The sequence below is a fragment of the Rhizobium sp. FG96 genome, assembly GCF_057808655.1.
The window spans coordinates 257,376-280,121 of sequence record NZ_JBMDIL010000004.1 but is presented as its reverse complement, the minus strand read 5'-3'; the positions used below and the strand labels follow the sequence as shown (position 1 = coordinate 280,121).

Annotated in this window: 18 protein-coding genes and 1 riboswitch; of the genes, 15 read left to right on the top strand and 3 right to left on the bottom strand. The window is 61.9% G+C overall.

Annotated features, from left to right (window positions below; all coding sequences use genetic code 11):
• Positions 1-4 precede the first annotated feature (4 nt).
• Positions 5-1,840 (bottom strand): ABC transporter ATP-binding protein/permease, encoded by a 1,836-nt coding sequence (locus ACODR6_RS09830; protein ID WP_489022424.1) that lies wholly within the window; start codon positions 1,838-1,840, stop codon positions 5-7.
• A gap of 149 nt (positions 1,841-1,989) precedes the next feature.
• Positions 1,990-2,067, top strand: a riboswitch (SAM riboswitch).
• A 61-nt stretch (positions 2,068-2,128) separates the two neighbouring features.
• On the opposite strand from ACODR6_RS09830, the gene metA reads away from it, so the two are divergent.
• From metA to ACODR6_RS09800, 6 genes are all read left to right on the top strand, one after another.
• The gene (metA, locus tag ACODR6_RS09825) at positions 2,129-3,052 is read left to right on the top strand and encodes a homoserine O-acetyltransferase MetA (RefSeq protein WP_413710516.1); all 924 of its coding nucleotides are present in this window, start codon (positions 2,129-2,131) and stop codon (positions 3,050-3,052) included.
• 138 nt (positions 3,053-3,190) lie between these two features.
• A complete protein-coding gene (locus ACODR6_RS09820) occupies positions 3,191-4,213 on the top strand; it encodes an aldose epimerase family protein (RefSeq protein ID WP_489022423.1) in 1,023 nt (340 codons plus the stop codon).
• A gap of 113 nt (positions 4,214-4,326) precedes the next feature.
• The gene (locus tag ACODR6_RS09815; protein ID WP_112718277.1) at positions 4,327-5,100 is read left to right on the top strand and encodes a GntR family transcriptional regulator; all 774 of its coding nucleotides are present in this window, start codon (positions 4,327-4,329) and stop codon (positions 5,098-5,100) included.
• Positions 5,097-6,128 (top strand): SIS domain-containing protein, encoded by a 1,032-nt coding sequence (locus ACODR6_RS09810; RefSeq protein WP_413710514.1) that lies wholly within the window; start codon positions 5,097-5,099, stop codon positions 6,126-6,128. Before ACODR6_RS09815 ends, ACODR6_RS09810 begins: the two co-directional genes overlap by 4 nt.
• On the top strand, positions 6,128-7,279 hold the full coding sequence (gene nagA, locus ACODR6_RS09805; RefSeq protein ID WP_489022422.1) for an N-acetylglucosamine-6-phosphate deacetylase: 1,152 nt from the start codon (positions 6,128-6,130) through the stop codon (positions 7,277-7,279). Before ACODR6_RS09810 ends, nagA begins: the two co-directional genes overlap by 1 nt.
• A gap of 2 nt (positions 7,280-7,281) precedes the next feature.
• Complete coding sequence (locus tag ACODR6_RS09800) at positions 7,282-8,010, top strand: SIS domain-containing protein (protein ID WP_489022421.1); 729 nt, start codon at positions 7,282-7,284, stop codon at positions 8,008-8,010.
• Between the two features lie 54 nt (positions 8,011-8,064).
• On the opposite strand, the gene efp is transcribed toward ACODR6_RS09800, so the two are convergent.
• Positions 8,065-8,634 (bottom strand): elongation factor P, encoded by a 570-nt coding sequence (gene efp, locus ACODR6_RS09795; RefSeq protein ID WP_112718285.1) that lies wholly within the window; start codon positions 8,632-8,634, stop codon positions 8,065-8,067.
• Between the two features lie 150 nt (positions 8,635-8,784).
• Here efp and epmA point away from each other — a divergent pair, with 150 nt between their 5' ends.
• The 9 genes from epmA (at position 8,785) to ACODR6_RS09750 (ending at position 21,530) form a co-directional block, all read left to right on the top strand.
• On the top strand, positions 8,785-9,849 hold the full coding sequence (gene epmA, locus ACODR6_RS09790; RefSeq protein WP_489022420.1) for an EF-P lysine aminoacylase EpmA: 1,065 nt from the start codon (positions 8,785-8,787) through the stop codon (positions 9,847-9,849).
• Positions 9,846-10,898, top strand: a complete 1,053-nt coding sequence (locus ACODR6_RS09785) for a lysine-2,3-aminomutase-like protein (protein ID WP_489022419.1) — start codon at positions 9,846-9,848, stop codon at positions 10,896-10,898. Before epmA ends, ACODR6_RS09785 begins: the two co-directional genes overlap by 4 nt.
• Before the next feature lie 256 nt (positions 10,899-11,154).
• Positions 11,155-11,406: an acyl carrier protein gene (locus tag ACODR6_RS09780; RefSeq protein ID WP_112718291.1), complete on the top strand. Its 252-nt coding sequence runs from the start codon at positions 11,155-11,157 to the stop codon at positions 11,404-11,406.
• Positions 11,406-12,587, top strand: coding sequence for an acyl-CoA dehydrogenase family protein (locus ACODR6_RS09775; protein WP_489022418.1), 1,182 nt, complete (start codon positions 11,406-11,408; stop codon positions 12,585-12,587). The genes ACODR6_RS09780 and ACODR6_RS09775 overlap by 1 nt, the downstream gene beginning before the upstream one ends.
• 5 nt (positions 12,588-12,592) lie before the next feature.
• A complete protein-coding gene (locus ACODR6_RS09770; RefSeq protein ID WP_199627932.1) occupies positions 12,593-13,501 on the top strand; it encodes an amino acid--[acyl-carrier-protein] ligase in 909 nt (302 codons plus the stop codon).
• An 8-nt stretch (positions 13,502-13,509) separates the two neighbouring features.
• Positions 13,510-14,472: a DUF1839 family protein gene (locus ACODR6_RS09765; protein ID WP_489022417.1), complete on the top strand. Its 963-nt coding sequence runs from the start codon at positions 13,510-13,512 to the stop codon at positions 14,470-14,472.
• 16 nt (positions 14,473-14,488) lie between these two features.
• Positions 14,489-16,966, top strand: coding sequence for a glycoside hydrolase family 2 protein (locus tag ACODR6_RS09760; protein ID WP_489022416.1), 2,478 nt, complete (start codon positions 14,489-14,491; stop codon positions 16,964-16,966).
• A 13-nt stretch (positions 16,967-16,979) separates the two neighbouring features.
• Complete coding sequence (locus tag ACODR6_RS09755) at positions 16,980-18,155, top strand: glycosyltransferase family 4 protein (RefSeq protein ID WP_489022513.1); 1,176 nt, start codon at positions 16,980-16,982, stop codon at positions 18,153-18,155.
• Between the two features lie 69 nt (positions 18,156-18,224).
• Positions 18,225-21,530, top strand: coding sequence for a hypothetical protein (locus tag ACODR6_RS09750; protein WP_489022415.1), 3,306 nt, complete (start codon positions 18,225-18,227; stop codon positions 21,528-21,530).
• Here the strand turns inward: ACODR6_RS09750 and ACODR6_RS09745 are convergent.
• Positions 21,527-22,684, bottom strand: a complete 1,158-nt coding sequence (locus ACODR6_RS09745; protein WP_489022414.1) for a glycosyltransferase family 4 protein — start codon at positions 22,682-22,684, stop codon at positions 21,527-21,529. The genes ACODR6_RS09750 and ACODR6_RS09745 overlap by 4 nt on opposite strands.
• Between the last annotated feature and the right edge of the window lie 62 nt (positions 22,685-22,746).

Here is a 22,746-nt window from a genome sequence, read left to right as displayed (position 1 = left end):
ATTGCTAGAGCACCGGAGCCGCCGCCGGGCGGCCGGTGCCGGCTTTCGGCGGTGCGGGTTCTTCTGTCTTGGAAGCGATCGCTTCCAGATGCAGCACCCGCGGCTTCAGCACTTCCATATAGGTCTCGGAGCGGCCGATATAGATCATCGCCGTGTCCGGCAGCGCCGTCAGCAGGTTGGTCAGCGTCGTCTGCCATTCCGGTTCGAGACCTTCGAGCACTTCGTCGAATACGACCCAGCGCGGCCGCACCAGTAGGAGCCGGGCAAAGCCGATGGCCTTTTGCTCGTCGGAATCCAGCACCTTGTCCCAGCGCGCACGCGTATCGAGACGGCCGATGAGCTGACGCAGCCCGGCCTTCTCCATAGCAGCCTCGATATCCTCGTTCTTGTAGGAACCGGCAGGTTCGGGGAAGCAGAGCGCCTCGCGCAGCGTGCCGCCGGGGATATAGGCGACCTGCGGGATGAACAGCATGTCGTCGGATGGCGGCAGGCCCATGGTGCCGCTGCCGCAGGGCCACAGACCGGCCATTGCCTGGAACAGCAGCTTGCGATTGACGTTGTGATCGCCGTTGATCATCACCTTCTCGCCGGCCTTCAGCGTGACGTCAGGCTCGTGCACACGGAAGCCGCCGCACTGGTCGACTTCCTCGCCGAGCTTTGCTGCGATCGTCACGTTCTTCATCACAAGCCTGTCGGCGGCGGTATCCTCATAGGCGATGACATTCTTCGGGTTCATCGCGTCATCCATGTGCTGAAGCGCATGTCGGAAATCGGTGACGCGGTTCAGCGTTGCGCGCCATTCGGCGATCGGGCCGAAATTGGCGACGTACCAGCGCAGCGCCGTATTGACCTGGTTGAAGGCGCCGACCGACATCATCAGCTCACCGAAGGTCAGGCCGCCGGAGAAATAGGCAGGGGCAGCGACGATGATCGGGATAACGATGACCAGCCAGCCATAGCCGGCAGAGACCCAGGTGAGATTGGTATTCGCCATCGTCAGCCGCTTCAGGACGGCGAGAACGGTACTGATATCGATATTGATGCGCTGGCGCTCGTTTTCCTCGCCCTTGGCAACGGTGATCGCCGGCATGTTCTCGTTTGCATGCATCAGCGAGAAACGTAGCTCGGCTTCCTTCGAGAAGCGCTCGGCATTGATCGGCACCAGCTTGCGGCCGACGATCTGGCTGAGGATCGATGCCGAGGCGGCATAGAAGACCGCCGCCCAGACCATGTAGCCGGGGATGGCGAAGGAATAGGTGCTGAAGTGGAAGACAAAGCCGCTCGACAGTTCCCAGAGAACGCCGATGAAGCTGACGAGCAGGATGGTGGACTGGATGAGGCCAAGAACGAGGCCGGTGGTGCTTTCCGCCAGGTTGCGCGCGTCTTCATGCAGGCGCTGGTCGGGATTGACGCCGATCAGGCCGCTCGAGGCCAGCCGAAGGGCTCGCTTGCGCTTCAGCCATTGATCGACGAGATCGCGTGTCAGGCCCTCGCGCATGTAGAGCGCGGTCATCTGGTTCAGCCATGCCTGGCCGACATTGAGCAGCAGGAGAGAGCCGGCGATCAGGCCGAAGACCTGCAGCTGGCGGAAGAATTCGGTGACATCGCGCCGCTGCAGCGAATCGTAGAAGGGGGCATTCCAGCGGTTCAGGACCACCTGGCCATAGGCCGTCGCCAGGATGACGGCGAGCAGAATCGCCGCGAGCGACAGGATCTTGCCGCGCACCTTGGAGGCCCAGAAAGCCTGAAACATCAATTTAAGGCGGTAGCCGAGGCTCAGGTCATATCCGACCCGGTCTTGCCGCTGACCGCCAGCCGCGCCTTTGGCGTCGTCCGTCATCACGCATTCCCGTACAGCATCGCCCCTGATTAACATGGTAGCGCGCACTGTCCATCAACAGATTCTACCAGTCATTAATGCGTGAGTTACCTTGCGCCAAGGCGCCACATGCGAATCCTCATTGATTCGCGCCGCTGTCAGCGCTATCTAGGAGACCTCGTGGTGATTTGGCCGGCCGGCTTGCAGCCACGTTAAATAAGTCGCTAAAGGGCCGCGTGCGGACCGGTAGCGATTCTTTCGTTGCCGGTTTTTTATTTGCCGGTTGTTCTGTTCGATCGAGTGAATGCGATGCCCATCAAGATTCCTGACACGCTCCCCGCTTTCGAAACCCTCGTTCAGGAGGGGGTTCGGGTGATGACCGAAACGATGGCTATCCGCCAGGATATCCGTCCGCTGCAGATCGGGCTTCTCAATCTCATGCCGAACAAGATCAAGACCGAGGTGCAGATGGCGCGCCTCGTCGGCGCCTCGCCGCTGCAGGTCGAGTTCTCGCTGGTGCGCATCGGCAATCACAAGGCCAAGAACACCTCCGAAGACCATCTGCTCGCCTTCTACCAGACCTGGGAAGAAGTGAAGCACCGCAAATTCGACGGTTTCATCATCACCGGCGCGCCGATCGAGCTGATGCCCTATGAAGACGTCACCTATTGGAAGGAGATGCAGGACATCTTTGAATGGACGCGCACCAACGTGCATTCGACGATGAATGTCTGCTGGGGCGCCATGGCGGCGATCTATCATTTCCACGGTGTTCCGAAGCACGAGCTGACGGAAAAGGCGTTCGGCGTCTATCGCCACAAGAACCTAAAACCCTCTTCCGTCTATCTCAACGGTTTCTCCGACAATTTCGAAATCCCGGTCTCCCGCTGGACCGAGGTTCGCCGCGCCGATATCGAAAAGGCATCGGGTCTGGAAATCCTGATGGAATCGAACGAGATGGGCGTCTGCCTCGTTCAGGAAGAAGCGGCCAAGCGGCTCTATATCTTCAATCACGTCGAATATGACTCGACGTCATTGTCGGACGAGTATTTCCGCGACGTGAATGCCGGCGTGCCGATCAAGATGCCGCATAACTATTTCCCGCATAACGATCCAGCCCTTCAGCCGCAGAACCGATGGCGCAGCCACGCGCATCTGCTCTTCGGCAACTGGATCAATGAAATCTACCAGACGACGCCCTACGAGCTCAGCGAGATCGGGACGAAAATCTGAGGGCTTATCAATCTGTTGACGTTGCGCCGCTGGCCTTGATGCCGCGGCGCTTCTTTTTTGCCTTTGGCAGTTGCGGTTCGCGGAAAATGGGGGCAGGTTCGCTGCCGGAAAGCGAACAGATTTCAGGACGATGGATAGATGGCTGAACAGCTGAAGCGAGAAGTTTTCGGAACGACGAAGGATGGCGAGACCGTCTATCGCGTCGAGATCAAGGGCGGCGGTCTGACGGCCAAGATCATGACCTGGGGCGCGGTCATCCAGGATCTGCGGCTCGATGGCCATGAGGCTCCGCTGTTGCTCGGCTTCGACAATTTCGCCGACTATCCGGCCTATTCCTCCTATTTCGGCGCGACGCCCGGCCGCTGCGCCAACCGTATCGGCGGCGGCAAGTTCACGCTCGACGGCAAGGCTCACCAACTGGAACTCAACGAGAAGGGTGTATCGCATCTGCATGGCGGCAGCGACAATATCGCCAAGCGCAACTGGACGATCGTCGAGCATGATGTTGATCGCGTCGTGCTGAAGATCGTCGATCCCGATGGCCGCGCCGGCTATCCCGGTAATTGCACGATCCAGGCGACATACCGGGTCCATGGCAACGGCGAGTTCTCGATCGTCTATGAATCGACCTCGGATCAGCCGACGCTCGCCAATGTCTGCCAGCACGCCTATTTCAATCTCGATGGCCGCGACGATGCACTCGGCCACGACATCATGATCGCCGCCGACCATTATCTGCCGACCGACGAGCGGCAGATCCCGACCGGCGAGCTGCGCCCGGTCGACGGCACCGCCTTCGACTTCCGCGAAATGACCTCGATGAAGCGTTTCGAGGGCTCCGAGCAGGCGCTCTACGACCATAATTTCTGCCTGTCGAAGGATCGTGTCGCCAAGCGCTCTGTCGTGCTGGCGCGTAGCGTCAATTCCGGCGTGTCGCTGGAAGTACGCACGACCGAGCCCGGCGTGCAGTTCTATGCCGGCTTCAAGCTCAATGTCGCGGTGCCGGGTCTCGATGGCCGCAAGTATGGCCCGTTTGCCGGTTTCTGCCTGGAAACGCAGGTCTGGCCCGATGCGATCAATCACGAGGGCTTCCCCAATGCCGTGCTGCGGCCGGGTGAGGTGCTGCGTCAGGAAACGGACTACATCTTCAGCAAGAGCTAAGCCACTTCACTATCGCCGTTTTCGAAACCCTCGTGACCCCGTCACGAGGGTTTTGTGTTTTCGGCGTAGATTCATCTTGAAGAGTGGTTCTAAATAGGTTCTAATCACTTTCCATGGATAGAACCAGTCTGATAGCAGAGCTGAATGCGCGCGGACTGCGCGACGAGGCGTCCACCGGCCCGCTTTACAAGCGGCTGGCGCTGGCCTTGACCGGTCTCATTCAGGAAGGACTCCTGAAGCCCGGCGCGGCATTGCCCGGCGAACGTGATCTTGCCGAAGCGCTGAAGCTCGGCCGTGTCACCGTCAGAACCGCCTATCGCGACCTGATGTCATCGGGTGCGCTGGAATCGCGCCATGGCAGCGGCACGTTCGTCTCGGCGCGGGTCGAACGCATGGAGCAGCCGCTCTGGCGTCTCTCCTCCTTCTCGGCCGATATGCGCTCGCGCGGGCGTTCGCCCGCTGCAAAAATTCTGTCGAGACAGATCAACCAGCCCTCGCCGGAAGAATCCTTTCTCCTAGGTCTCAGTCAGGATGAGCCTGTGCTGCGGCTTGACCGACTGCGCCTGGCCGATGGCCTGCCGCTCGCGATCGAGCGCGCGGTCGTTCCGGTGAAATTCGTCGGCGAGCATGCCGGTGGCGAGGGATCGCTTTACGATGCGCTGGCTGCCAGCGGACACAAGCCGGTGCGGGCGCTGCAGCGTCTGACGGCGGTGACGCTCGACCCTTCTTCGGCCGCGATGCTGAACGTCAAGGCCGGTGCGCCTGCGCTGCTGATCGAGCGGATTTCCCGCCTGGAAGACCAGCGCGTCGTTGAATATACCCGCTCGCACTATCGTGGCGATGCATATGATTTTGTTGCAGAATTGAGAATTGGAGATGAGCTATGAGTGAGAACAAGTCGCTGATGTTGCAGGAGGCGGGTCAATCGCCGGACGTGGTGGCGACCCTCCTCGAAAAGGAAAAGCCGGCATTCGCGGAGATCGCCAAGCTGTTCTCCTCGGCCCGGCCGAGCGTGGTGACGACGGCAGCGCGCGGGTCCTCCGACCATGCCGCGACCTTCTTCAAATATCTTTTCGAGATCAGCTGCGGCGTACCGGTCGCATCGGTCGGTCCGTCGATCGCTTCGGTCTATGGCGCGCCGCTGCATCTGAAGGGTGGCATTCACTTCACGGTTTCGCAGTCGGGCGCCAGCCCTGACATCGTCGCCCTGCAGGAAGCAGCCAAGAAGGGTGGCGCAACGACGATCGCCGTCGTCAACGTCACCGACAGCCCGCTCGGCAATCAGGCCGATATCGTGCTTGGCCTGAATGCCGGACCCGAGAAGAGCGTCGCAGCGACCAAGTCGTTCATCGCTTCCGTTGCCGCACTGGCTGGTGTTACCGCTGCAATCGGCGGCAAGACCGATCTTCAGGCTGCCCTGCAGAAGCTTCCGGAGGCGCTGTCTGCGACTTCCGGCATCGATACTGCCGCTGCCGAAGACGTGCTCTTCAACGCGAGCTCGCTCTATACGGCAGGCCGCGGTCCGGCTTTCGCGATTGCGCTCGAAGCCGCGCTCAAGGCCAAGGAAACCTCCGGCCTGCATGCCGAGGCTTTCTCGCTTGCCGAGTTGATGCACGGCCCTATGCGCCTCGTGCAGCCGGGCTTCCCGATCGTTGCCTTCGCGCCTGATGATGCCGCCTATGCCAATAACGTCCAGGCGCTGGAGCGCCTGCAGAAGCTCGGCGCGACGACGGTTCCGTTCTCGGCGCAGCCGCTTGCCGGCGTCAACCTGCGTGTGCCGACGACAGGCAACGGTCTGCTCGATCCGCTCGTCTCGCTCCTCGTCTACTATCGCCTGATCGAGTCTGTTACCCGCCGCAAGGGTTTTGATCCTGACAAGCCGGCAAACCTGCTCAAGGTCACGGAGACCGTCTGATGTCCCGGAAGATTTTCACCGGCGCGCGCATCTTCGATGGCGAGCGCTTTCATGACGAGCGGGCGCTCATCGTTTCCGATGGGCGCATCGAGACGATCGCTGCGCTCAACGATCTGCCCGAAGGCGAGCGGATCGTGCTCGACGGCGGCGTTCTCTCCGCCGGGTTCATCGACGCGCAGGTGAATGGCGGCGGCGGCCGGATGCTGAATGACGAGCCTTCGGCTGGCTCGATGTATATCATCGCCGACGGTCACCGCCGTTACGGCACGACGGCGCTGCTGCCGACGCTGATCACCGATACGGCCGATGCGACCAAAGCGGCGATCGAGGCAGCCAAGGACGCCGTGAAGACCAACCGCGGCGTCGCCGGTCTGCATCTGGAAGGCCCGCATCTGGCGCCGGCCCGCAAGGGTGCGCATCTCGCCTCGCTGATGCGGCCGGTCGAAGACAGCGACGTCAAGGCGTTCATCGCGGCACGCGAGGCGATCGGTACGCTGCTGGTTACCATGGCGGCGGAGCAGGTTTCCGTGAAGCAGGTGCAGGAACTCGCCGAAGCAGGCGTCACCGTCAGCATCGGCCATTCCGACTGCACCAGCGAGCAGGCCGAAGAGCGTTTCGATGCCGGTGCCCGCGGCGTCACGCATCTCTTCAACGCCATGAGCCAGATGGGCCATCGCGCACCTGGCCTCGTCGGCGCGGCGATCGATCATCCGGCGACCTGGTGCGGCGTGATTGCCGACGGTCACCATGTCGATCCGAAGGCCCTGCGCACGGCGCTTCGTGCCAAGCGCGGCGAGGGCAAGCTGTTTCTGGTCAGCGATGCGATGTCGCTTGTCGGTTCCGACAAGGATAGCTTCACGCTGAATGGCCGCACGGTCCATCGCGAGAGCGGCAGCTTCTGCTCCAAGGTGGTTCTGGCCGACGGCACGCTGGCCGGCTCGGACGTCGATATGGCCTCCAGCATCCGCTACTGCACGACCTATCTCGACCTGACGCTGGCGGAAGCGCTGAGGATGGCGACACTCTATCCGGCCCGCTTCCTGCGCCTCGAAGGCTATGGACAGCTTCTGCCGGGATACCGCGCCGATGTGGTCCACCTCAACGACAAGACCGAAGTGACGGCGGCCTGGATCTTGGGCGAGAGGAAGTAGCGATGACGGCGATTACCGACGCCTATTTCTCCAACCTGATCGCCCGTCTCGGCAAGCTGCAGTCCGCTCTTGACGATCCGATGCAACAGGCTGCGGCGGCTATTCTGGACGCGGCACGCCATGACCGGCGCGTCTATGTCTTCGGCACCGGCCATTCGCATATGCTGGCCGAAGAGGTCCATTACCGCGCAGGTGGTCTCGCCTTTACCGTGCCCGTTCTCGTCGGTTCGGCAATGCTGCATGAGGGGGCTGTCATCAGCTCGGTCTACGAGCGGACGCAGGGTCTGGTGCGGCCGGTTCTGGAGCGATACGGCATGCAATCCGGCGACGTGATCATCATCGCGTCAAACTCGGGCGTGAATGCCGCACCGATAGAGGCGGCGGATTATGGCCATGAGATCGGCGCCAAGGTGATCGCCATCACCTCGGTCGAGTATTCGAGCGCCATTGCCAATGGCCGCCGCCGCCTGGCCGACGTCGCCGATATCGTCCTCGACAACGGCTTGCCACCCGGCGATGCGGTGATCGAGATCGAAGGCAGCGGCCTGAAGGTCGGCCCGGTTTCGACGGCGATCGGTGTGACGGTTCTCAATGCCATCTTCGCCGAGGTCGCCTCGGAGCTCGCGAAAGCCGGCGATGCGCCTGTCTATCTCAGCGCCAACATGCCAGGTGCCGCCGATGTCAATCAGCGGCTGGTCAAGCGCTACCGGCCGCGCAATCCGCATCTCTGAAACGAAAAAAGCCGGCGTCTTCGCCGGCTTTTTTGTTCGGTCCCTGAGGGCCAATCAGTTCTTGGCGCGCTCGACGTAGGAATTGTCTTCCGTCGCGATGACGACGCGGGTGCCGGCATCGATATGCGGCGGAACCATCGTGCGAACGCCGTTCGAGAGCATTGCCGGCTTGTAGGACGAAGAGGCCGTCTGACCCTTGACGACTGGCTCGGTCTCGGTGATTTCCAGCGTGACGTGACGCGGCAGCTCGAGCGCCAGCGGGATCCCTTCGTGAATCGACAGGATGCAGGTCATGCCTTCCTGCAGATAGGCCTTCTGGTCACCCATCGTTTCGACATCGACGACGACCTGGTCATAGGTCTGCGGGTTCATGAAGTGGAAGCCTTCGCCGTCTTCATAGAGGAACTGGAAGTTGACGTCTTCGACGAAAGCGCGCTCGACCTGTTCGGTCGTGCGCCAGCGCTCGGACACCTTCACGCCATCGACGATGCGGCGCATGTCAACCTGCGTGACCGGCGTGCCCTTGCCCGGGTGGAAGTTGTTGGCAGTGAGAACGACGTAGAGCTTGCCTTCCACTTCGAGAACGTTGCCCTTGCGGACGGAGGAGGCGATGACCTTGACCATAAGACTTCCTTGTAACTCAGGCTTCGGCGTCGTAGAGGACTGTCGCAATAGCCCCGGAGACGCGATTGATTTTCCTTTGGGGCGGCAACTAACGTAAAATCCGGTGAAAAGCCAGCCCTCGCGTTGGTCCTTGCAGTGAAGAAGCGGAGAATGACCCTGACGAGCGCCAAAGCCTCGCCCTGGTGGACGCCTGATGTTCATGCGGATCGCCGCCCGTTCCTGATCGGGCGCAATGCGATCCAGGCGGCTCTGCGTCTTTACTTCGCCAAAGAAGACTTCATCGAAGTCGATACATCGGCTCTACAGGTCTCCCCCGGCAACGAGGCGCATCTTCATGCCTTCGCGACGGAAGCGCTGACGACCGACGGGCAGCCCGCACCTTTCTATCTGCACACGTCGCCGGAATTTGCCTGCAAGAAGCTGCTCTCGGCCGGCGAGCAGCGCATTGCCTGCTTCGCGCATGTCTATCGCAACCGCGAGCGCGGGCCGCTGCACCACCCTGAATTCACCATGCTGGAATGGTACCGGGCGGGCGAGAGCTACGAGACGCTGATGATGGACTGCGTGCGGATGGCCGCGCTCGCTGCCGAGACCGTCAAGGCATCCAAGCTCACCTATCGCGGCGCCGAGGCCGATCCCTTTGCCGGGCCGGAACGGATTTCCGTTGCCGAGGCTTTCGATCGCTACGCCGGCATCGATCTGCTCGCCTCCGTCGCCACCGATGGTTCGACCGATCGCGAGCATCTGGCGGCCGAGTTGCGCCGCAACGGCCTGCGCGTTGCAGAGGACGATGGCTGGGCCGATCTCTTCAGCCGGGCGCTGGTCGAAAAGATCGAGCCGCATCTCGGCTTCGGCCGCATCACCATTCTCGACGAATATCCGGTTTCGGAAGCTGCATTGGCGCGACCCTCGGCCGGCGATCCCAGGGTTGCCGAGCGCTTCGAGGTCTATGCCTGCGGAGTCGAGCTCGCCAATGGTTTCGGCGAACTGACCAACGCTGCCGAGCAGCGCCGCCGTTTCGAGATCGAGATGGCCGAGAAGGCGCGCATCTATGGCGAGCGCTATCCGCTGGACGAGGATTTTCTCGACGCGTTGCAGATCATGCCGGAGGCAAGCGGTATCGCGCTCGGCTTCGACCGGCTGGTGATGCTGGCGACGGGTGCCACGCGCATTGATCAGGTGCTCTGGGCGCCTGTCGCGGAGTATGGCCGATGAATATCGTCCGGCCGATCAAGAGCGTCGATGACCTGTCGAACGCCGGCCTGATCGCCGAGGGCGACCGGTTGGCCCTCGAAGAGGTCGCGGCCCGCTATGCGATCGCGCTGACGCCTTCAGTCGCGGCGTTGATCGATCGCGATGATCCGGCCGATCCGATCGCGCGCCAGTTCGTACCTGTCGGCGACGAATTGCGGATTCTGCCGGAAGAGCGCGCCGACCCGATCGGCGATATCGCGCATAGCCCTGTCGAGGGCATCGTCCATCGCTATCCGGATCGCGTGCTGCTGAAGGCCGTGCATGTCTGCCCGGTCTATTGCCGCTTCTGCTTCCGCCGCGAAATGGTCGGCCCTCAGGGACTGGGCACGCTGGAGCCGGAGGCGATGAAGGCCGCCTTCGATTATATCCGCCAGCACGATGAAATCTGGGAAGTCATTCTGACGGGTGGCGATCCGCTGATCCTGTCGCCGCGGCGCCTCGAAGAGATCATGCGGGAACTGGCGACGATCGATTACGTCAAGATCGTCCGTTTCCATACCCGCGTTCCGGTCGTCGAGCCGCGCAAGATCGATGCGGCGCTGATTGCGGCGCTGAAGGCGAGTGGCAAGACCGTCTATGTCGCGCTGCATGCGAACCATCCGCGTGAATTCACCGACGAGGCCCGCGCTGCCTGCGCCCGCCTCGTCGATGCCGGGATCGTCATGATCAGCCAGTCGGTGCTGCTGAAGGGTGTCAACGACGATCCGGCCGTGCTTGCCGACCTGATGAAGCGGTTCGTCGAGAACCGCATCAAGCCCTATTACCTGCATCATCCCGATCTCGCGCCGGGCACCAGCCATTTCCGGCTCTCGATCGAAGAGGGCCAAAAGATCGTCGCCGCCTTGCGCGGGCGCATCTCCGGGCTCTGCCAGCCGGCCTATATTCTCGATATCCCCGGCGGCCACGGCAAGACGGTGATCTCGGAGAGCGGGTTGCGCAAGACGGCGGACGGCTGCTTTTCGGTCTCGGATTATCGCGGCGGCGAACACGTCTATCCGCCGGTGGGTTGACGGTTTTGCGTTTCATTTCTGCACTGCAGGCTTGAACGCCAATTTCGGGTATTTCGGCAGATCGTTACCGCAAACCGCTGAAATCAAATATAAAACATCGACCGCTTTCGAATATCCGATAAAACTTTAAGTATGAACCTTGCTCATATTTAACCAGACCAATTAGCGGAATGTTGTTTTTTCCGGCCTAAAAGAACGCTCATGATTTAGGCGATGACTGCCTGCTCAGGATCATGACAATCTTGGAGATGCTAGGATGAACACGACAATCCGCGACCTTATAGCCAAGTTCGGCAAGCTTCCGGTGGCGGTCGACCAGATCGCCGATGATGCCGATCTCTATGCGGCGGGTCTTACGTCCTTCGCCTCCGTGCAGCTGATGCTGGGCATCGAAGAAGCCTTCGACATCGAGTTCCCCGACAATCTGCTCAACCGCAAATCCTTCGCCAGCATTTCGGCGATCGAGAAGACCGTCGATCAGATCAAGGATAGCCGGAAGGTCGCCTGATGAACTTCCAGGTCAAGATTGCCGAAGAGAGTTTTGCGGCACGGGCCGCGCGCGTCGCCGAGATCGCTGCCAAGCACGCCGATACGGTCGATGCGGAAGGCCGCTTCCCGCGCGAAGCTGTCGATGCGATGAAGGCTGAGCGGTTGCTCGGCATCCAGGTCCCCCGCCATCTCGGTGGCGAGGGTGCGACGACGACCGAAATCGCCGAACTCTGCTCCATTCTTGGCCAGGCCTGTGCCGCAAGCGCCATGGTCTTCGCCATGCATCACATCAAGCTTTCGAGCCTGGTGGAACACGGCACCGAAAGCGAATGGCATGCGGGCTTCATGCAGCGGCTTGCTGCCGAACAGCTGCTGATCGCCTCGGCGACGACGGAAGGCGGCATCGGCGGCAACCTGCGCAACAGCATCTGCGCCATCGAGGTCTGCGACGGTATCTGCCGCCTCGAAAAGGACGCGACCGTCATCTCTTACGGCTCGCATGCCGATGCGATCCTGATTACCTCGCGCAGCAATCCGGAAGCCGCCTCCTCCGACCAGGTTCTGACGGCTTTCACCAAGGATCAGTACACGATCGAGCGGACCCACGTCTGGAACACGCTCGGCATGCGCGGCACCTGCTCGGACGGTTTCCTGTTCAAGGGCGAGGCGCCGGCGGTCCAGATCCTGCCGAAGCCGTTTGCCGAGATCGCGGCGCAGTCGATGCTTGCCTCCTCGCACCTCCTCTGGAGCGGCGTCTGGTATGGTATCGCCGTCGATGCTGTCTCGCGCGCTCAATCTTTCGTGCGCGCTGCTGCGCGCAAATCTCCAGGCGCCCCGCCCCCAGGCGCGCTGCGGCTCGCGGAAGTTTCCAACCTTCTGCAGATGGTCAAGTCCAATGTCGTTGCGGGCCTCAAGGCCTATGAGGACGCCAAGGCCGATCCCGACAAGCTGTCGTCGATGGGCTTTGCCGTCGCCATGAACAACGTGAAGATCGCCTCGTCGGAAACGATCCTGGAGATCGTCAACCACGTCATGCTGATCTGCGGCATCATGGGCTACAAGAACGGCACGCCCTTCAGCGTCGGCCGCCATCTGCGAGACGCGCATTCCGCGCAGCTCATGATCTCGAATGACCGCATCCTCGGCAACACGTCGAGCATGCTTCTCGTCCACAAGCAGGACACTAGCCTACTGGGGTGACTCACATGGATATGCAGACCTCGTTTCTGGACCGGCTTTTCGAATCCGGCCTGCTGATCGATACCGGCGTTGATGGTCTTTACGGCCGCAGCGGCCAGTTCGAAGACGTGATCACCGCCTTCGAGCGGCTGATCGACAAGTTCGGTGGCGCCGATGGCGCGGAGGCGATGCGCTTTCCGCCGGGCATGAACCGGGCGATCTTTGAAAAGAGCGGCTACATGAAGAGCTTCCCGCAGCTGGCCGGTACCGTGCACAGCTTCTGCGGCGCCGAGCTCGACCACATGAACCTGCTGCAATGCATGGAAGTCGGTGACGACTGGACCAAGGGCCAGGAAGCGACCGAAATCGTGCTGACGCCGGCAGCCTGCTATCCGCTTTATCCGACGATCGCCAAGCGCGGCAATCTGCCGGCCAATGGCGGTCTCTACGATCTGCAGTCCTACTGCTTCCGACACGAGCCTTCCAAGGATCCGGCACGCCAGCAGCTGTTTCGCATGCGCGAATATGTCTGCATGGGCACGGAAGCCAACGTGACGGAATTCCGCCAGCGCTGGATGGATCGCGGCGTTGAGATGATGAAGCAGGTCGGCCTCGACGTCGTCATCGATGTCGCCAACGACCCGTTCTTCGGCCGCGCCGGCAAGATGATGGTCAACAACCAGCGTGACCAGAATCTTAAGTTCGAGCTGCTGATCCCGATCACCTCGACCGCCAATCCAACGGCCTGCATGAGCTTCAACTACCATCAGGACTCGTTTGGTCTGAAGTGGGGCCTGAACCTCGAAGACGGCAGCGTCGCGCATACGGCCTGCGTCGGCTTCGGTCTTGAACGCATCGCGCTCGCGCTCTTCCATCACCACGGTCTCGACGTGAAGGAATGGCCTGAAAACGTTCGCAAGGCGCTCTGGGGCTGAGATCTCGGATGAACGCCGTCTTTCCAGCCATCCGTCCCGATGGCTACGCCAGGCATGCGCTCCATTCCAGTGAGCGCATGTGGCCTGAAACCAATTGCTACATCGATCTCTGGATCGAGGTGCTGAACGCGCTTCGCCTGCCGCCGGAAGCCATGCTCGGCTTCACGATGACGCAGGATTTCGAAGGCGACCAGTTCACCTTCTTCAAGGTGCCGCTCGAGGATCTCGAAGCGCTGTTCGGCATCCGCGTCAGCGAGCTGGCGATTTTCGATGCGGTGGAAAGCCATATCCAGACGCAGATCGGCCGGGGCCGTCTCTGCCTGATCGAGATGGATTCCTATTTCATGCCCGATACCCAGGGCACCGCCTATCGCACCGAACACGGCAAGACGACCGTAGCGATCAACCGCTTGGACATGGCGGCAAAGCGCGTCGAATACTTCCACAATGCCGGCTTCTTCTCGCTCGAAGGCGAGGATTTCGACGGGCTGTTCCAGCTGCATCTGACGGAAGCCGATGCGCCGTTCCTGCCCTATACGGAATTTGCGAAATTTCCGGCGATGCTTCCCGGCGATGCCGATATCCGCAAGGTTTCCGGCGAGCTATTCCGCAAGCATTTTGCGCGCCGCCCTTCCACAAATCCGATACGGGCCTTCGCTTCGGTTTTCCCGCAGCAGGTCGAGGCGGTTGCCGAGCGTCCCTTCGGCTTCTTCCACAAATATGCGTTCAACACGCTGCGCCAGTTCGGCGCCAATTTCGAGCTCGCAGCCGATCATCTTGCCTGGCTGGCACCCGGCCGCTTCGCCGATGCCGAAACTAGCGCGAGGCAAATTTCCGAGACTGCAAAATCGGTGCAGTTCCAGCTGGCACGCGCCGTCACCCGCAAGAAATTCGAGCCGTTGCAGACCGCGCTTGATCCGGCTGCCGATGCATGGGATTCCATGATGGCTTCGATTTCCGAGCGGTTGTGACACCGGAGAGTTGAGCATGCGGGGGAGGTTGGCAAGCGTCGCGGCAGAGGAAGTTCTGCTTTCGGAAGGATGGAACCTCGTCCTGACCGAGCCGGATGCCTATGCGACGCCGCACGATATTCCGCCGACATCGCAGTTCATCGCCGCACCGGTGCCCGGTACGGTCGCGGCTGCACTCGAAAAGGCCGGACTGTTCGACCGCGAAAATCCGCAGCCGCTGAACACCCGCGATGCCTGGTATGTCTGCCGCCTGTTCGATGCAGAGCCGGGCGACTGGATACTTCGGCTCGAAGGGCTGGCGACGCTCTGCCATGTGTTCGTCAACGGCAAGGAGATGCTGTTTTCGGAGAGCATGTTCACCGCGCACGAGATTCCGGTGACACTCTCTGGCGGCGACGAGCTCGCGCTTTGCTTCCGCGCCCTTGCGCCGAAGCTTACCGAGCCCGGACCGCGGGCCCGCTGGCGCCCGCAGATGATCACGCCCGCCGGCCTCAAGAATGTCCGTACTACCGTTCTCGGCCACATGCCCGGCTGGTGCCCGGAAATTCACGCCGTCGGCCCCTGGCGGGCGATTTCGTTGGTGCGCGGCGGCCCGGTCTCGATCGACAATGTCTCGATCCGCACGGTTCTTGACGAGGATGGCGCCGGGCGCCTCAGCGTGTCGCTATACTGCGATGCCGAGGAGCCGGTGCTGCAGCTGCGCTGCGGCGAGCATGAAGCGTCCTTCGAGAAGGTTGGCGCCAACCATTATTCGGCGATCCTGAAGATCCCCGACGTGACGGCCTGGTGGCCGCATACGCATGGCACGCCGCATCTCTATGAGCTGGCGCTTGTCTCCGACGGGATCGCATATCCGCTCGACAAGACCGGTTTCCGGCGGATCGAGCTGGATCGGGGTGTCGATGGCGATGGTTTTGGTCTTGTCATCAACGGCGAGCGGGTGTTCTGCCGCGGGGCGGTCTGGACGACGGCCGATATCGTGCGGCTTCCTGGAGATCGCAGCGCCTACGAGCCGTTCCTGCGGCTTGCGGCGGAAGCCGGTATGAACATGATCCGCATCGGCGGCACGATGGCCTACGAGACGCCGGAGTTTTTCGCGCTATGCGACGAGCTCGGCCTGCTCGTCTGGCAGGATTTCATGTTCGCCAATTTCGACTATCCGCGAAACGACAAGGCTTTTGCCGGTCATGTCCATACCGAGGTTGAAGGATTCCTGCATGGCGTCCAGGCATCGCCGTCGCTCGCCATCCTCTGCGGCGGCAGCGAAGTGCACCAGCAGGCGGCGATGCTCGGCCTGCCGCGCGAATTCTGGGGTGGCCCGGTGACTGACGAGGTGATCCCGGCGATTGCCTCGCGCCTGCGGCCCGATGTTCCCTATGTGCCGAATTCGCCCTATGGCGGTGCGATGCCGTTTTCGCCGAATGCAGGGGTGACCCACTATTACGGTGTCGGCGCCTATATGCGCCCGCTTGAGGACGCGCGCCGGGCGGATGTGCGTTTTGCCGCCGAGAGCCTCGCCTTCGCACATGTTCCGCAGCAATCGACGCTGCAGCGGCATCTCGATGTTCCCGCCGTCCACAGCCCGCTCTGGAAGGCGCGAGTGCCCCGTGATCGCGGCGCTTCCTGGGATTTCGAGGATGTGCGCGATTTCTATCTCGGCCTTCTCTACGACACCGATCCGGCCAAACTTCGCCGCGAGAACCCGGAGCGCTATCTCGAGCTCTCCCGCGCCGTCACCGGAGAGGTGCTGACCGAGACCTTTGCCGAATGGCGCCGCACCGGTTCGCGCTGCGACGGTGCGCTTGTCTGGACACTGCAGGACCTGCTCCCCGGCCCGGGCTGGGGCGTGATCGATTCCACCGGTGAGCCCAAGCCGGTCTGGCATGCGATGCGCCGTGCCTTCCAACCGCTGCAGGTGCTGCTGACCGACGAAGGCACCAACGGGCTCGACATTCACGTCATCAACGAGACCGCAGCCGATCTTGCGGCCGAACTCGAGATCATCAGCTTCCGTGACGGCCGGCAGCAGGCGGCGAGCGGTAGCCACAGCCTGGCGCTTACAGCACGAAGCAAGCAGAAGATCGCCGCGACCGAGCTTTTCGGCGCTTTCTTCGACACGACCTACGCCTTCCGCTTTGGGCCGCCGTCGCATGACGTCACGGTCGCGCGGCTTCGCTCCGTCGATGGCGAATTGCTGGGCGAAGCGTTTCATTTCCCGCTCGGTCGCGCCAAGGCCTGCCATGACGCCAGCATCGACGTCAGGCTCGTCGAGGACGCGGGCCATTGGGCGGTCGATCTGACGACCGATCGCTTTGCGCAGTCGGTGCATGTCGAAGCCGCAGCTTACCGTCCGTCGGACGACTGGTTTCATCTCGCGCCGGGCATCCAGCGGCGCATTCGTTTGACGCCGATGACGGCAGACGCGGGCGAGCCTCAGGGCGAGGTGCTCTGCGCTGGAAACATGCGCCGGTTTGCCTTCAGCGCCGGTGGTTAAGGACAAGATGTCGATCCGATCGCTTTACCGTGCCTTTCGCTCCCATGTTCTGCAGCGGCTGATCCCGAAATCGCGTGTTGCGTTCGATCCGGCGCGTCCGGTCGAAGTCGCCGGCTATCTCTCGATGATGGCAGGTGTGGGTGAGTCGGCGCGGCTCTGTGCCGACGCCCTGGTCTCGGCGGGACGGACGATTTCGCTGCGCGATGTCAGCACTCATGCTGGCGAGGGCTCGTCGGTCGAGTGGACGGCGGTTGCGCAGTCTTCGGCGAAGCCCGGCACCCGCATCTGGCACCTCAATCCGCCGATGCTGCCGCGCGCCGTGCTCAGCACCGGTCTCGGCGAATTCGCGCGTGCTTACAATATCGGCTACTGGGCCTGGGAACTGGAAGTCGTTCCTGCCGAATGGCGCAATGGTGCGCGCTATGTGAATGCCGTCTTCGTACCCTCCGAATTCACCCGCAAGGCGATCGCGCCGTTGACGTCGGCGCCCGTCATCGTCGTGCCGCATCCGGTGACAGAGAAGCCCGCTGCCGACGGCATGCGCGCAAAGTTCGGGATCGAGGACGATGCCTTCCTCGTCAGCTTCATCTTCAGCGCGGGATCGTCGATCAACCGGAAGAACCCGCAGGCGGTGATCGACGCCTTCAAGCTTTTCCAGGCGCGATGCCCGAAGGCATTCCTGCTGATGAAGGGCAGCGGCGATCCGGCGAAGGATGCCGGATTGGCAGCCCTTTATCGCTCCGCCGAGGGCAATAGCCGGATTCGGATCGTTACCGACAAGCTGGCGAGCAGTCAGATCAACGGGCTGATCCGAGATTCGGATGCCTATATCTCGCTGCACCGTTCGGAAGGCTTCGGTCTCACCGTTGCCGAGGCGATCATCCACAATACGCCTGTCGTGAGCACGGGCTGGTCGGGCACAGTGGATTTCTGCGATCCTGATAATACCTGGAACGTCGCGCCTTCGCTCATCCCGGTCGTCGATACGCATCCGGAGTTTGCGGCACTTGACGGTGCTGTCTGGGCCGATCCACCGCCTGAAATCGCTGCCGGATATCTTGAACAGATTTATGCCGATCCGGAAACCGCCAAGGCGAAAGCGGCGCGGGCGAAGCGCTTCCTGATCGCTTATCTTGAGGCCAATACCTACGAGAAAGCGCTGCAAACACTGGCGAGCGCTGCCCGTTAACCGAAAACTTCGGGCCTTATTTAACGGTTTCACTTTAGGAATGGCTGAGAAAGCAACGGAACGGGACTGATGTCGAACGGGATCATAGCAAATTCGGTGATGAACGCTGCGGCCGGCATGCTGCTGCTTGCCACCGGCTTCGCCTCGTCGATCATCACCGCGCGCCTGCTCGGCCCCGAGGCGAACGGCATCGTTGCCTTCTCGCTGTGGCTCGTCGTCACCGGCGCTTCGATTGCCGAACTCGGCTCCAGCATCACGCTGCTGAAAACCCTGCCGCAGCTCAGCACCCAGGGTTATGACAGCAGGAGGCGCATGGGCTTTGCGTCGATCCTCGTGACCTTCATGGTATTCTCGACGGTGGTGCTGCTTGGGCTCTATGCGATCTTCTTCCTGTCGTCGGAGGAGATGCATTGGGCCGAGACCGCGCCGTCAGTGGCACTCGTTACCGGCGCGCTGTTCTTCATCCAGGCGATCGGCTCCTTCGTCAAATTCTACCTGATCGGCGAAAAGCGGCTCGGAGACTTCTTCAAGCTGACGGTCGGCGTCTCGATCCTGCAGCTCGGCGGCGTTGCCATTGGTGCCGTCCTGCATGGCGTCGAGGGGGTGCTGATCGGTTATGCGCTCGGCCAGCTGGTGTTCTTCGTCGCGACTATGCCGATCCTCTTCGCCAAGCGGGACAAATGCGGCATCGCCTTCGGCGCGCTGGCCTCGTCCTCGGTGATCATCTCGACGCAGTTCCTGATCGATTCCGTCTTCATCAACCGCCTCGAACTGCTGTTCCTGCAGCAGTTTTGGTCGGTCGAGATGGTCGGCTACTATGCGATCGGCCTGTCGGTCGCCAATATCGCCCTGCAGCTGCCGATCCAGATGACCGGCAGCCTGCTGCCCTATTATTCCGAGCAGCGCCACAGCAGCAAGGATGCCACGCTTCCCGTCGAAGTCTTCGCCGCCGTCACCCGCAGCATGGCCTATATCATCCTGCCGATGAGCTTCGGGCTTGCCGCCATCTCGGGCGTGCTCGTTGTCAGCGTCTTCGGTGAGGCCTTCCGCCCGAGCGGTCCCGTCGTCATGCTGCTGGCGCTCGCCGCACCCGCCTACACCTTCATGCAGATCCTCAGCCTCTACCTCCTGTCGATGGACCGGGTGCGCGATCGCCTGAAGACCAGTGTGATTGGTGGCCTTGTGATGGTAGGCGGTTGTTTACTCCTGGTGCCTAGTTTTGCGGCGGAAGGTGCGGCGCTCGTTCGCATCGGCGTTTTTGTCGTGATGTGCGTGATCATGATCAAACAGACCGGATTTGGCAGTCAGCTGTCGACCCTCTATGTCAGCCTCGCGAAGGTGACGGCCGCCGCAGTCCTCTGCGCGATGGCAGCGCTTGCCGTGCTTGAAGTCTTCCATAATCCGGTTGGGCTCGTCCTCGCGATAATCGCCGGTGGCATTGCCTACCTGCTGGCGCTGAAGTTCCTCAAGGTCATTCCGCGGCAGGATGCGCTGGTCATCCGCTCGATCCTCGGCAAGGTTCCCTCGGCGTTGCGTGGCCACGCGCTGAAGGCCGCACAGTTCATCGCGCCGCTGCCACCTGAAAAGGACGGCGAAGCTTCTGCCGCAGCGGTTCAGGAGCCCGCGGAAGGTGCCGGCCGTAGCGCTGCATTTCCGGTTGCCTTCGACGGAACGATCGGGCTGTTCATGCCCGAGAATCCTGCCGTCACCAAGCGTTCCTCGGCTGTGCTCTTCGTCAGCCCCTGGGGCTTCGAGGAAATGTGCAGCCGCAAGTTCTATCGCGTGGCCGCCGAGCATCTTTCGGATATCGGCGTTCCCAGCCTGCGTTTCGACTATCTCGGCACCGGCGATGCGCTCGATTTCGGCAGCGAGCCGGCGACGCTGGCAAGCTGGGAGAAATCGATCCGCGCAGCGGCAGAGGAGCTGAAGTCGCTCAGCGGCTGCGACCAGATCATTCTGGCAGCTCAGGGCATCGGCGCAGCACTCGTGCAGCGCATCGGCGCGACGATACCCGGTGTCAGCGGCGTCGCGCTTCTTGCTCCCGTATTGAGCGGCCGCGGGTATCTCCGCGAACTCAACATGTGGGCGAAGATCATTCACGCCGATCTCGGCCTCAGCAAGGAACACGCGCCCGCCGATCAGGTGACGATCGCCGGTCTGTTCATGCCGGAAGCGATCGCCGCCGAAATCCGCAAGCTCAATCTGACCACTCCGGAAAGCATTGCCGCGGCCAAGTATGTTCTCTTCGAGCATCCATCGCGCGCCGGTGATTCCGCCTTTGCCGAAGCCTTGAGAGCCCTTGGCGCCAGCGTCGATGAGAAGGTGTTCGAAGGCTACGAGGAACTGGCGACCAATCCACTGTTTGCCAAGACGCCGATGGCCGTCGTCGCGGAGCTTGCCCGCTGGATCGAAGCGAACACCGTTCCCGATGCCACTGCCGCCAACTCGGTCGTTCCAGCCGAAAACCAGATCCTGCGCGGTGACGGTTTCGAGGAGATACCGGTTCGCTTCGGCGATCATCATCATCTCGTCGGCGTTCTCAGCCGCCCGATCGGTGAGTCCCAGGGCAATTCGGTGATGTTCCTGACCACCGCCTATGACCGTCATGCCGGCTGGGGCCGGACGATCGTCGATATGGCGCGTGATCTCGCCCGCCAGGGTGTCACGTCGCTGCGCTTCGATTCAGCCAATGTCGGCGACAGCGTTCCGCGCCCGGATGCGCCCGATCAGATTCTCTATTCAGCCACCCAGATCGAAGACGCCGTCTCGGCGCTCGATCTTCTGGAGGCGCATGTGCCGGGGCCGGTCATGGTCGCCGGGCGCTGCAGCGGCGGCTATGTCGCTTTCCGCGCCGGGATTGCCGACGAGCGCCTGAAGGCCGTCGTCTCGATCAATCCCTTCGTCTATTACTGGGATCCGGCGGTCCAGGTTGCCAAGGAGCACGTCGTTTCGGTGCCGCGCAGCGTCGATGACTACAGCCAGCGCCTGATGAATATCGAAACGCTGAAACGGCTGTTCCGCGGCCAGGTCGACGTGAAGGCCGCGTTCCAGAATTTCTTCATCGCCGTCGGCCGCCGCGTCTCCTACCGCTTCGCGCCGCTGATCGAGCTTCTGCCGCACAAGGGTCATGTCGCCCGCGAGGTGAAGCATGCCTTTGCCTCCTTCGGTAAGCGTAATGTGCCGCTGACGCTGATCTACAGCGAAGCCGATGTCGGCCTCGATCACATGTATTTCCACTTCGGCCCGGGTGGCCGCAAGCTGCAGCGCTATCCGAATGTGCGCCTCGTTATGCTTCAGGACGCCGACCATAACCTGACGCCGCTGGAATCGCGCCGGATCGTTCTGGAAGAGATCGCCAAGCTGGCGAAAGCTTAAGCGCTAGCTTTGAAAGCCGGGATGCCGAGCGACCGGTAGAGCTCGATATAGAGCCCGGCGACATGATCCCAGGAATAGGGGCGAGCTGCAGCTATCAGCGCTTCACGCATGGCAGATGGATTTGCAGAGATCGCATCGAATGCCGCGCCGATCGCATCGGCTGCTTTCCCGGCATCGCTGAAATCCGTGATCGTTACCGGTGCCTGACGTTCTGCGAGGGCGCGGTAGGCGGCATTACCGTTTAGAACGGGATAGAGCCCGGCGCTCATGGCCTCTAGTGCGACGAGGCCGAAGCCTTCGTATTCCGAGGCGGAGGCGAAGAGCGAGGCGCCCGAGACCAGTGCCCGGATGGCCTCGTTGTCGATGCCGACATGCAGGCCGACCGATTGGTCGAGATTGCGCGCGATGATTTCGGCGCGCAGATCGCCGGCCTTGAGATCGGATTCGGAGCCGACGATATCCAGATGCCAGCCGGGGTCGCGAGCTGTCAGCACTTGCATCGCGTCGAGGAGATGATCCAGACGCTTGTTTACCGAGAAGCGGCCGATGGTGACGATCCGGCGAAGCGGTACGCGCGACGCGCTATCGGCGAACTTGCCGATATCGACGCCGTTCTCGATCAGCACCGTATTCGGGGCGATCTGCGAGAACTGGGCGATATCCGAGGTGCTGCAGCCAATGACGCGGCGATAGTTCATGGCCGAGAGGCGCGTCAGTGTCTGGAACCAGACCTTCTTCAGTGCGGCATATTTCTGCGTATGGAAGAAGCCGCCATGGGTGGTCACCACCATCGGCTTGCGATGGAGAATCCGGCCGACCGCCAGCGCATCGAAGAAGAAGTCGATGGCGTGAACATGCACGAGATCGGCATCGCCGAGATGGCTGAAGACCTGTGGGGCGATCGGGTAGCGCGTGCTGCCGGACCAGGGAATGCGGACGACCTCGATACCGTCGATGGTTTCGCGCGGTGGCAGCTTGCGGTCGCGGGCCGTGAAGAGCGTATCGAGCGTTACTACGCGGACGCGGAAGCCGCGTCTTGCGGTTTCACGCGCCAGATTGGCGACGACGTCTTCGAGGCCGCCGCGGTTCGGCAGGAACTGGCGCACGACATGGACGATCAGCGGCGCGTTTGTCCTCTGCGCATTCGTGGTCATGCCTGCCGTTGCTTCCAAAGCGATACTCCTGACCCCGCGCGGCCATATAGCCGGACGAAATA

Coding starts and splice junctions, on each gene's coding strand:
- nagA (WP_489022422.1), top strand. CDS start 6,128: ATGTCCCGGAAGATTTTCACCGGCGCGCGCATCTTCGATGGCGAGCGC.
- ACODR6_RS09765 (WP_489022417.1), top strand. CDS start 13,510: ATGAACGCCGTCTTTCCAGCCATCCGTCCCGATGGCTACGCCAGGCAT.
- efp (WP_112718285.1), bottom strand. CDS start 8,634: ATGGTCAAGGTCATCGCCTCCTCCGTCCGCAAGGGCAACGTTCTCGAA.
- metA (WP_413710516.1), top strand. CDS start 2,129: ATGCCCATCAAGATTCCTGACACGCTCCCCGCTTTCGAAACCCTCGTT.
- ACODR6_RS09785 (WP_489022419.1), top strand. CDS start 9,846: ATGAATATCGTCCGGCCGATCAAGAGCGTCGATGACCTGTCGAACGCC.
- ACODR6_RS09750 (WP_489022415.1), top strand. CDS start 18,225: ATGTCGAACGGGATCATAGCAAATTCGGTGATGAACGCTGCGGCCGGC.
- ACODR6_RS09760 (WP_489022416.1), top strand. CDS start 14,489: ATGCGGGGGAGGTTGGCAAGCGTCGCGGCAGAGGAAGTTCTGCTTTCG.
- ACODR6_RS09770 (WP_199627932.1), top strand. CDS start 12,593: ATGGATATGCAGACCTCGTTTCTGGACCGGCTTTTCGAATCCGGCCTG.
- ACODR6_RS09820 (WP_489022423.1), top strand. CDS start 3,191: ATGGCTGAACAGCTGAAGCGAGAAGTTTTCGGAACGACGAAGGATGGC.
- ACODR6_RS09815 (WP_112718277.1), top strand. CDS start 4,327: ATGGATAGAACCAGTCTGATAGCAGAGCTGAATGCGCGCGGACTGCGC.
- epmA (WP_489022420.1), top strand. CDS start 8,785: ATGACCCTGACGAGCGCCAAAGCCTCGCCCTGGTGGACGCCTGATGTT.
- ACODR6_RS09830 (WP_489022424.1), bottom strand. CDS start 1,840: ATGACGGACGACGCCAAAGGCGCGGCTGGCGGTCAGCGGCAAGACCGG.
- ACODR6_RS09810 (WP_413710514.1), top strand. CDS start 5,097: ATGAGTGAGAACAAGTCGCTGATGTTGCAGGAGGCGGGTCAATCGCCG.
- ACODR6_RS09780 (WP_112718291.1), top strand. CDS start 11,155: ATGAACACGACAATCCGCGACCTTATAGCCAAGTTCGGCAAGCTTCCG.
- ACODR6_RS09745 (WP_489022414.1), bottom strand. CDS start 22,684: ATGACCACGAATGCGCAGAGGACAAACGCGCCGCTGATCGTCCATGTC.
- ACODR6_RS09800 (WP_489022421.1), top strand. CDS start 7,282: ATGACGGCGATTACCGACGCCTATTTCTCCAACCTGATCGCCCGTCTC.
- ACODR6_RS09775 (WP_489022418.1), top strand. CDS start 11,406: ATGAACTTCCAGGTCAAGATTGCCGAAGAGAGTTTTGCGGCACGGGCC.